Genomic DNA, 10,038 nt, shown 5'->3' on the forward strand with positions numbered 1-10,038 from the left:
GGGACGCCCGCCGACATCTTGGCGATGTTCGAGGCCGGATGCAGGTCATCCGCGTCCTGGAAAGGCACTCCGAGCCGCGCGGCCAGCGCTGCGCCGACGCTCGACTTGCCGCATCCGGAGGCGCCCATCACGACGACGAGCGGGGCGGGGTGAGAGGGGGATGAGCTCATGAGAACGTCACCAGGACCTTTCCGGATGCGGTCGAGTCGAGTGCCGTCTCGAAGGCCGCGAGTGCGTCGTCGAGAGCGAACTCGTGCGTGATCACCGGGTCGATATGGAGCGTGCCGTCTCCGAGCGCCCGGATCACGTCGTCGATCTCGTCGTCGAAGCGGAAGGAGCCGACCAGGTCGATCTCGCGGGTGATGGCGGTCGCGATCGGCACCGGCTGGTTGCCGTCCGGCTGCAGTCCCACCATCACGACCCTGCCGCCGCGGGTGGTTCCGCCGATCGCCGAGGCGAGTCCGCGCGGGTTGCCTGACGACTCGAGCGCGACGTCCGCGTCGACCGCGGCGATCGCCTCGGCGTCCGTCGCAATGATGGACCGGTCGGCACCTACAGCGCGGGCGGTGGAGAGAGGCTGCTCGTGCATGTCGGTCGTGATGATTTCACCGGCGCCATGAGCCTTCAGGACAGCGGTAATCAGTGCTCCGATCGGACCGGACCCGATAACCAGGACCCGCTTGCCGCGCACATCGCCGGCCCGCGAAACAGCATGCCAGGCCACAGCGGCAGGCTCCACGAGTGCCGCCCGGCGCATGGGCAGTTCAGCCGGAAGCACGCGGAGCATCCGCGTCGGAAGGTTGACGTATCGGGCAAAGGCGCCCTCGGTGTGCGGGAACCGGGCCGCACTGCCGAGGTAGGTGCACCCCGGCGAGAGGTTGGGCCGGTCCTCGGGGTAGCGCGAGCCGTCCCCCGGACCCGGAGTTGCCGGGTGAACGGCCACGGCCGTGCCGACTGCCGGCCCTGCCCCGTCCGCTGCGGCCTGCGCCACGCGGCCCACTACTTCGTGGCCGAGCAGCATCGGGGCCTTCAGGATGGACTCACCGGCAGCGCCGTGCTGCCAGTAATGCAGGTCGGACCCGCAGACACCGCCGTACGCGACCTCCACCACGGCCTCGCCGGAGCCCGGTGCAGCCAGGTCAACCGGCTCCACCCGCAGGTCACCGGCACCGTGTGCCACAACGCCAAGAACAGTTTCGGGAATCATGGTTTCGCCTTTCAGACCACTGTGGTCATGCCGCCGTCAATGAAGACGACCTGACCGTTGATGAAGTTGGAAGCATCCGAGGCCAGCCAAATCGCCGGACCAACAATGTCCGCCACGGTCCCCCACCGCTTCGCCGGTGTGCGGCCCAGGATCCAGGAGTTGAAGGCCTCGTCATCGACGAGGTTCTGGGTCATCTCGGTGTGGATGTACCCCGGAGCGATCGCGTTGATCTGCAGGCCTTCGCCGGCCCACTCGGCGGTCATCGCCCGGGTGAGGTTGCGGATACCGCCCTTGGACGCGGTGTACGGCGCAATGGTCGGACGGGCCAAATCGGTCTGCACGGAGGCGATGTTGATGATCTTGCCGGCACCGCGCGGAATCATGTGCCTTGCGGCTTCGCGGCCTACCAGGAAAGCGCTCGTCAGGTTGGTGCGCATCACGCGTTCCCAATCGGCGACGTCGAGGTCCAGCATCGGCACGCGGTGCTGCACGCCGGCGTTGTTGACCAGGATCGACAGCGGACCAATTTCCCGCTCCACCCAGGCCACGCCGTCGGCCGCCGCTTCGGCGTCGGTGACGTCGAACTGCCGGGCAAAGATCTTATCCTCGCCGAACTCGGCAGCCAGGGCTGCCCGGGCGTTCTCCAGCCGCTCGGCGTCGAGGCCGTTGAGGACAACTCTTGCTCCCGCTCCGGCAAGGCCGCGGGCAATCGCGTTGCCGATCCCCCGGCTTGACCCGGTGACCAGGGCAATCCGCCCGGAAATATCGAACATGTTCTCAGCCATGTGCTGCTTCCTTTCCGGCACCGCCGAAAGCAAGCCGGTGCCAAATCGGCCGGGAGCAGCAGCTGCTGCTCCCGGCCGTACTACATTGCTAGAATCCCGAGGCGATCAGGTAGATCGCCAGGGCAAAGATGAAGCCAACGACGCCGATGAGCGCCTGGCCCGCTGTCCAGGTTTTCAGCGTGGTCTTCGTATCCATCTGGAAGAAGCGGCTCACCAGCCAGAAGCCGGAGTCGTTCACGTGGCCGGCGAAGACCGAGCCGGCCGCCAGGGCCAGGACGATCGCGACGGTCTGCACCGCGTTGAAGTCCGGGTTGTCCAGGACAACGGGCTGTACCAGGGCGGCGGCGGTGGTCAGCGCGACGGTGGCCGAGCCCTGGGCCAGGCGGACGATCGCGGCGATCACGAAGCCAGCCACGATGACCGGCAGGCCGATGGCATCGAGCGAGGAAGCGATAGCGTCGCCGATACCGCTGGCGCGCAGGACGCCGCCGAACATTCCGCCGGCACCGGTGATGAGGATAATCGAGCAGACCGGGCCGAGGGCGCTGTCCACGACGGTCTCGATGAGCGTGCCCTTTTTGCCCTGGCGGCGGCCAAGCAGCCACATGGCAAGGAAAACGGTGATCAGCAGGGCGATCGGGGTTTCGCCAAGGGTACGCAGGATCTGGACCCAGGTGGAGTCCAGGGATACGAGATCGGCCGCAGCCGCCATGTTCAGGCCTGTGTTAAGGAAGATCAGGATGAACGGGAGAACCAGCAGGGTGATGATGCTGCCCAGGCTCGGGGTGGAGCGGAATTCCGACTCCATCGATCCCTTCGGCGCATCCAGGATGGTCGGAACGGGGATGTTGAACTTACGGCCCAGGAAGTGGCCGAAGAGGTAACCGGTGAGGTACCAGGTGGGGATAGCGACGAGCAGGCCAAAGATCAGGACCAGGCCGACGTCGGCGCCCAGCAGACCGGTGGCAGCCACCGGACCCGGGTGCGGCGGAACGAAGATGTGCATCACGGAGAACGCGGCCGCGGCGGGGAAGCCGAACGTCAGCAGGGAGCCGCCCATGCGGCGGGCAACCGTGAAGATGATCGGCAGCATGACCACGAGGCCAGCGTCGAAGAAGATCGGGAAACCGAACAGCAGTGAGGCGACCGAAAGGGCCAGCGAGGCGCGCTTCTGACCGAACTTGTTAATCAGTGCATTGGTCAGCACTTCCGCACCGCCGGAGACTTCCAGCATGCGTCCCAACATGGCACCAAGACCGACCAGCAGCGCGACGCTGCCAAGTGTGGAGGAGAAGCCGCTCAAGAGGGTGGGCACAATGCCGGCCGCCGGAATGCCGGTGGCGACGGCGGTGAGCACGGAGACCGTGATCAGCGCCAGGAACGCATGAATGCGGAATTTCATAATCAGCACGAGCAGCAGCGCAATGGCTGCCACGGCGACCAACAGGAGGCCGGGGGTACCCAGCGTCCAGTTGAGCTCAAGATCGGTCATCGTTGTCCTATCAGGGTGGGGTGAGTAAGCCGGGCTCAGTGCCCGGCAGGGGCGAACGCTTCCGCCGCGGCGGCCGCGATTTCGTCAAGGCTCAGCGAGATGTCCAACCGGATACCGGCTTCATCCTCGCGGAGGGGTTCAAGGGTTTCAAACTGGGAATTCAGCAGCGTGGGCGGCATGTATTCGTGGTCCCGCTGGGTCAGCCGTTCGGCAATCAATTCCCGGGATCCATCCAGGTGAATAAACCTGGTTTCGGGTGCGTAGGACCGGATCAGGTCGCGGTACTTCCGCTTCAGGGAGGAGCAGGCAACCACGGTGGCGGACCCCTGCTGCAGGCCGGAAGCGAGCTCACGTCCTATGGCACGCAGCCACGGTTCGCGGTCGGCGTCGGTCAGTGGATGCCCCGAGGCCATTTTCTGCTTATTGCTGACCGAATGAAGGTCATCTCCGTCCAGGAAGGGCAGCCCCAAGCGGGCGGCTACTGCCTGGCCGGCGGTGGATTTACCACAGCCCTGTACTCCCATAACCACTAGTGGGGGATACGGTTTGTCCGCCAATGGCATGGCAAAACTCCTCAGACGCGTCATTACATCTGATTTGGTGTGGCTGTGCCAGTAATAAATCAGATTTATCACGTCCAAGATAACACAGCTTCCCTGAGCCCGGCGGCCGCCCGCCGGCCCCGGGATTTACACACTGCAGGCCGGGTCAGTTCGCAGGCTGCCGCACGGAAACGTACTCAAAGATCACGCTGGTGTTGGTACCGGCCACCTCGGGATGGACACTGATGTTGTGTGCGACCAGGTGCCGCAGCGCCTCCGAATCGGCCAAGGCCACATGGATCAGGAAGTCCCGGTCACCGGTGACGAAGAAAATGCTCTCCACTCCGGGCAGCTGGGCCAGGTAATCCTTGAAGGTCCCCAGGTTGGAACGGGCATGGGCATGCAGCCGGATAGCGATCATCGCCTGCAGGCCACGGCCGGTCGCCGCCGGATCCACATCGGCGTGGAACCCGCGAATCACGCCGCACTCCTGCAGTGCCCGAATCCGGCCGTGGCAGGTGGAAGGGGCAATGCCGACGGCAGCCGCGACGGCGTTGTTGGGCATCCGCGCGTCCGCTTGCAGCAGCTCGACGATCCTTCGATCCACGGCATCCAAGGCCCGCCGATTCTTCGGTTCAGAGCCGGAAAAGTCCGTAATACTCGAATCATTTGTCATGAGGATGAGCTTACAAAGAATCTTCTGCAAAGCCATTGCCTTTCAGATGTGGATTATTCGACTATGACGCTGAACACATTTTCTTCTGCCGAACCAAGGAGCCGCTATGTATCCGCGCGCCGCAGCCCCCCGCACCGCCGTCGTCGTAGGAGCGGGAATGGTGGGACTTTCCACCGCCTGGCACCTCCAGGAACAAGGGGTCCAGGTCACCGTCCTGGACCGGTCCGGCGTGGGAGCCGGCGCCTCGTGGGGCAACGCCGGCTGGCTCACTCCGGGCATGGCCATGCCGCTCTCGGACCCGTCCCTGTGGAGCTACGGCGCGAAGGCGCTGCTGGACCCCGCTGCACCGCTGCATATTCCGGCCCGGCTGGATCCGCAGCTTTGGTCCTTCCTGCTCCGCTTCGCCGCCCACGCCACCCCGCGGGCCTGGGCCAAGGCCATGGCGGCACTGACACCGATCGACCAGATGGCTCTGGACTCCTTCGATGAACTCACCAGCGCCGGAGTCAAAGCACAGACCCGCAAGGGACCGTTCATCATCGGCTTCGAGAAGGAAGCCCAGTCCGTGCCGTTCGTCAAGGAGATCCAGCATGTGGAGGCCGCCGGTCAGCGCGTCCCGCTGGAGCGGCTGGAGAACGCACAGCTGAAGGTTCCGCAGCTCTCCGCCAACGTGGAATCGGTCTACGCCATGGAAGGCCAGCGGTTCATCGAACCCGGCCCCTTCGTCGAGGCGCTCGCCGAAGCGGTCGTGGCCCGTGGCGGCCGTATCATCGCCGGAGCCGAGGTTCGCTCCCTGAAGCACGGCCCCGCCGGCATCGCCGTCGAGACCTATGCGCAGGAACCGGCGGTGGCCGACGTCGTTGTCCTCGCCACGGGCTCCTGGCTGCCGAAACTCGCCCGCCCCCTGGGGGTCAAGACGCTGGTGCAGGCAGGACGTGGCTACTCCTTCAGTGTGGCCACGGACCAGACGGCGGAATTCCCCATCTACTTCCCCGCCCGCCGCGTGGCGTGCACCCCGTACCAGGGCCGCCTGCGGATTGCCGGAACCATGGAGTTCCGCGGCCCGGACGAGCCCCTGCAGACCGGCCGGATCGACGCCATCCTCGACTCGGTCCGCCCACTCTTCACCAACATGGACCTCGATGAACTGCAGGACATCTGGGTTGGGCCGCGCCCGGTCACCCCGGACGGACTGCCGCTGATTGGCGCCACGAAGGCACCGGGTGTTTATGTGGCGGGCGGCCACGGCATGTGGGGAATCGTGCTCGGACCCGCCACCGGCAAGCTGCTCGCCGAGCAGATCGTCACGGGCGCGACACCGGATGCCATCCGGGCCTTCGACCCCCTCCGGTAGGTCTGCAGGTATACCCCCTTGGGTATTTGCATCTATACCCTAGGGGGTATTACCGTGGAGGGACAGCACCAATCCCCACGGAGGTAAAGCATGCTTATCGAACGCATCTATGACGAGGACCTGGCCCAGGCCAGCTACTTCATCGGCTGCCAGCGCCTGGGCGAGGCCATCGTCGTCGACCCGCGGCGGGACATCGCCCCCTACCTCACGCTCGCGGCCGCGAACGGCATGAAGATCACCGCCGTTACCGAGACCCACATCCATGCGGACTATCTCTCCGGCACCCGCGAGCTGGCCGCTAACACCGGCGCAGCCATCTATGTGTCGGGTGAGGGCGGGGCCGACTGGCAGTACGGGTTCGACGGCGAGCGCCTGCACGACGGCGACGCCATCACGATCGGCAACCTCACCGTCAAAGCCCTGCACACCCCGGGCCACACGCCCGAACACCTTTCCTACCTGGTGACCGACGGCGCCTTCACCGACCAGCCCGGCTACCTGCTTTCCGGCGACTTCGTCTTTGCCGGGGACCTGGGGCGCCCGGACCTGCTGGACGAAGCCGCCGGGGGCCTCGACACCCGCTTCGAAGGTGCCCGGCAGATGTTTGCCAGCCTGCGGGACAAGTTCCTGACCCTGCCGGATTACGTTCAGGTCTTCCCCGGCCACGGCGCAGGCAGCGCCTGCGGCAAGGCACTGGGCGCTATCCCGTCCTCCACCGTCGGGTATGAACGCCTCTACTCCTGGTGGGGCCGCTACCTTGAGGCCAATGACGAGCAGGGCTTCATCAACGAACTGCTCGACGGCCAGCCGGAGGCCCACGCCTATTTCGCCCGGATGAAGCACCAGAACCGCCAGGGCCCGGCGATCATGGGTGAGCTCGACCCACTGCAGGTGCTCCCCGCAGCCGACGTCGCGGCACGCCTCGAAAACCGCGCCGCCACCTTCGTGGACACCCGCGGTGTGGCTGACCTCCACCAGGGCACCGTTCCAGGTGCCCTGCACATCCCGGCCGGCGGCAAGACCGCCAGCTTCGGTGCCTGGGCCGTGAATCCGGAATCAGCGGACGCCCGCCCACTGATCCTGCTCGCCACAGACCAGCAGCAGGCCCATGACGTCCGGGATTCCCTGGTCCGCGTCGGCATTGATGATTTCGCCGGGTTCATCACCAGCTTGGACGGGCTCCCCCAGGCCGCCCCGGCCACCATCTCCGCCACGGAACTGGATTCGTTCGACGCCGCCATGGTGCTGGACGTCCGCGCCCGGACCGAGCACGCCGAGGGCAGCATCCCAGGCTCCCACCAACTTCACGGCGGCCGCGTGCTGTGGAATCTGGATCAGCTGCCTGCCGAAGGAAAGATCGTGGCGTACTGCGCCAGCGGCATGCGCAGCTCGATCGTCGGCAACGCCCTGCGCAACGCCGGGTACGACGTCGTCGAGCTCGAAGGCGCCTACCCCGCCTGGGCTGCCGCGCACGCTTCGTAGCGCCCGCACCTCAACCAGAACAGGACCTGCCTCCGGCCGCACCCGCAGCCGGAGGCAGATCTATGTCCGCTCCGGGCCGGCAGCGGTCCACGCCGCTGCCAGCACCAGGGCGAGGGCTGCCAGCACCAGGGCCACGATGACCCGGGTCAGCAGGGCGGTGCGGGTAACGCCGCGGTAGTTGACGGCAGCCATCTCGAGTAACAGAGGCCGGCGGCCGGGGGTTCCTTGCCCATACTGCAAGGAAGCCCCGGCCGCCGCCAGGCTAGAGACCGGTGAGCTCCTGGACCAGGACGAAGGCACCCATGGCCAGGACGAACCAGCCGAAGGCCTTCCGCAGCGCAGCTTCCGGGATCCTGCCGACCAACCGGGCCCCGATGAGGGAACCAACAATCGCCATGGCAGTCACGGCCAGGGTGATTCCCCAGTCGATTTCCACCGTGGTGAGGTAACCGGCCAGTCCGGCGAAGGACTTCATGGCAATCACCACCAGCGAGGTACCTACGGCGATGGCCATGGGCATCCCCCCGAGCAGCGCCAGGGCCGGAACCACCAAGAAGCCACCACCGGCGCCCACCAATCCGGTGACCAGGCCGACGACGGCGCCGTCAGCCAGGATGCGCAGGATCGGGAGGTCGGTGTAGGCCTTGTCCGGATCAACCCGGCGCCGGCCGCGGAGCATGGCGACCGACGTCGCGATCATCATGAGCGCGAAGGCGAACATCAGCACGGCAGCGGGAATGCGGCTGCCGAGCAGGCCGCCGGCAAACGCACCGGCCATGCCCGCCGCACCGAAGATCAGACCGGTGCGCCAGCGGACCCGGCCGCCGCGCGCGTGCCCGATAACGCTGACTGCGGACGTTACGCCAACTACAAAGAGGGACGCCGCGATGGCTTCCTTCGCTCCGAATCCGGCGACGTAGACCAGGATCGGGACGGTCAGGATGGACCCGCCCCCGCCCAGCAGCCCCAGCGAGAGGCCGATGAGCAGGGACAGGCCCAGCACCAGTGCCAGGAGCGGGGTCATGAGGCGCCTGCTCCGCCCTGCATCGGCAGGGTATCGATGGCGGACTCGCGGGTCGGCTCGGCTCCGGCCCGGTTCCACGGCATCTTGGACAGCGCCTTGCCCATGGCGCAGGAATTCGTGGCCGCAGAGAAGGTGAGGCCGGCACCGATGCCGCCGGCGAGCACCCGCAGCTTGGGTGAGACCACGCGCCCGCCGGCCAGGCCCAGCACGACGGCGGATCCAGCTACCAGCCGGACCTGGCGTTCCAGGTCCCAGCGCTTTTTGCCGCGGACAACGTCTCCGCCGGCAGCGGCGAAGGCCGGGACGCCGCCGGTTAGCACGTGTGCCGAGCCGATTCCTGCCGAACCGAGGCGGGTGCGGGCCTGTTCGGCCCGGGTGCCGGACTGGCAGACCAGCACCACGCGCTTGCCCAGCCGTTCGGCGAGCTCATCGGTGTGCTCGGCCAGCAGCGGCAGTGGAACGTTGTATGAGCCACGGATATGCAGGGACTCGAACTCTGCGGCGAAGCGGACGTCGATGACGATGAGGTCGTCGGGATCCTGGAGCCAGGTACGCAGGGTATCTGCATCGATAGAGGTAACGGCCGCGGGGTGGGTGGCTGTCATGGGGGGGTCCTTTCGAAAAGAAATCGGAGAACCTCCACCGTCCCATATACCCAGGGGGGTATGCAAAACACCCCTGGGGGTATAGCCCCTCGCAGGTCTTCTACGCACAGCCCGGTTCTGGGAGGGTTTCCCTATGGACCTGGTGGTGATCGGACTGGCCGTTGGCGTGCTGGTTGGCGCCGTGGTGGGGCTGGTCGGGGCAGGCGGAGCGATCATCGCGGTCCCGGCCCTGGTCTACGTGGTGGGACTCAGCCCGGAGGATGCCGTCCCGACGTCATTGATCGTCGTCGGGCTGGCATCGATTGCGGGTGCACTCCCCCGCCTGCGCAGGGATGTCAGCTGGCCGCTGGTGCTGATCATCGGGCTGGCCGGCATCCCGTCCTCCTGGGCGGGGGCAGCCCTTGGATCATTGTTGGACGAGGACTGGCTGATGCTCATCTTCGCCGGCATCATGGTCGTCGCAGGAATTCGTATGCTCGCAGGCTCCTCCACCCCCGCGAATTCGGCCGAGGAGCACCGATCCTGGGGTGCACTACTGCTCCGCGGCATTCCGGTGGGCCTGATGGTCGGCTTTCTGACCGGCCTGCTGGGCGTCGGCGGCGGTTTCCTGATCGTCCCCGCACTGACCCTGCTGCTGCGGGTGCCGATGTCCAGGGCTGTGGGCACGTCACTGGTCATCATCGCCATCAACTCCGCCTCCGGTTTCGCGGCCCATTTCGAGGGGCTGTCCCTCGACTGGCCCCTGACGGCCAGTTTTGCCGCGGCAGCCATGGCAGCTTCGCTGGCAGCGGCACGGGTCGCACACCGGCTGGACGACGCCGTGGTGGGCCGGGTCTTCGCCGTCATCGTTTTCGCGGTGGCAGTGGGCGTC

Annotated in this window: 11 protein-coding genes and 1 pseudogene; 3 read left to right on the forward strand and 9 right to left on the reverse strand. The window is 66.5% G+C overall.

The features are described from left to right. The 6 genes and pseudogenes from RTN46_RS09475 to RTN46_RS09500 all read right to left on the reverse strand — a co-directional run. Positions 1-170, reverse strand: a pseudogene (locus RTN46_RS09475) (shikimate kinase); the annotation flags it as partial. Beyond that, entirely contained in the window at positions 167-1,207 is a 1,041-nt protein-coding gene (locus tag RTN46_RS09480) for an L-idonate 5-dehydrogenase (RefSeq protein ID WP_312180838.1), read from the reverse strand. The gene RTN46_RS09480 and the pseudogene RTN46_RS09475, both read right to left, overlap by 4 nt. 11 nt (positions 1,208-1,218) lie before the next feature. Further along, on the reverse strand, positions 1,219-1,992 hold the full coding sequence (locus tag RTN46_RS09485) for an SDR family oxidoreductase (protein WP_312180839.1): 774 nt from the start codon (positions 1,990-1,992) through the stop codon (positions 1,219-1,221). A gap of 88 nt (positions 1,993-2,080) precedes the next feature. After that, on the reverse strand, positions 2,081-3,484 hold the full coding sequence (locus RTN46_RS09490; protein ID WP_312180840.1) for a gluconate:H+ symporter: 1,404 nt from the start codon (positions 3,482-3,484) through the stop codon (positions 2,081-2,083). Between the two features lie 35 nt (positions 3,485-3,519). Further along, positions 3,520-4,047: a gluconokinase gene (locus RTN46_RS09495; protein WP_312180841.1), complete on the reverse strand. Its 528-nt coding sequence runs from the start codon at positions 4,045-4,047 to the stop codon at positions 3,520-3,522. Positions 4,048-4,192: 145 nt separating this feature from the next. After that, positions 4,193-4,702, reverse strand: coding sequence for an Lrp/AsnC family transcriptional regulator (locus RTN46_RS09500; RefSeq protein WP_312180843.1), 510 nt, complete (start codon positions 4,700-4,702; stop codon positions 4,193-4,195). Between the two features lie 106 nt (positions 4,703-4,808). Between RTN46_RS09500 and RTN46_RS09505 the strand changes: the two genes are divergently transcribed. Further along, entirely contained in the window at positions 4,809-6,056 is a 1,248-nt protein-coding gene (locus tag RTN46_RS09505) for an FAD-dependent oxidoreductase (RefSeq protein ID WP_312180845.1), read from the forward strand. 90 nt (positions 6,057-6,146) lie between these two features. Beyond that, positions 6,147-7,538, forward strand: a complete 1,392-nt coding sequence (locus tag RTN46_RS09510) for an MBL fold metallo-hydrolase (RefSeq protein WP_312180847.1) — start codon at positions 6,147-6,149, stop codon at positions 7,536-7,538. 60 nt (positions 7,539-7,598) lie between these two features. Here RTN46_RS09510 and RTN46_RS09515 read toward each other — a convergent pair whose 3' ends face one another. The 3 genes from RTN46_RS09515 to RTN46_RS09525 form a co-directional block, all read right to left on the reverse strand. After that, a complete protein-coding gene (locus RTN46_RS09515; protein WP_312180849.1) occupies positions 7,599-7,730 on the reverse strand; it encodes a hypothetical protein in 132 nt (43 codons plus the stop codon). Positions 7,731-7,800: 70 nt separating this feature from the next. Then, on the reverse strand, positions 7,801-8,562 hold the full coding sequence (locus RTN46_RS09520; RefSeq protein ID WP_312180850.1) for a sulfite exporter TauE/SafE family protein: 762 nt from the start codon (positions 8,560-8,562) through the stop codon (positions 7,801-7,803). Beyond that, positions 8,559-9,167, reverse strand: a complete 609-nt coding sequence (locus RTN46_RS09525) for a rhodanese-like domain-containing protein (protein ID WP_312180851.1) — start codon at positions 9,165-9,167, stop codon at positions 8,559-8,561. Before RTN46_RS09525 ends, RTN46_RS09520 begins: the two co-directional genes overlap by 4 nt. 133 nt (positions 9,168-9,300) lie before the next feature. Here RTN46_RS09525 and RTN46_RS09530 point away from each other — a divergent pair. Continuing rightward, positions 9,301-10,038, forward strand: a 738-nt coding sequence (locus RTN46_RS09530; protein WP_312180853.1) for a sulfite exporter TauE/SafE family protein, incomplete at its 3' end; no start/stop codon positions are given.

This window comes from Arthrobacter sp., from assembly GCF_031988865.1.
In the GTDB taxonomy this organism is placed as follows: Bacteria; Actinomycetota; Actinomycetes; order Actinomycetales; family Micrococcaceae; genus Arthrobacter_B.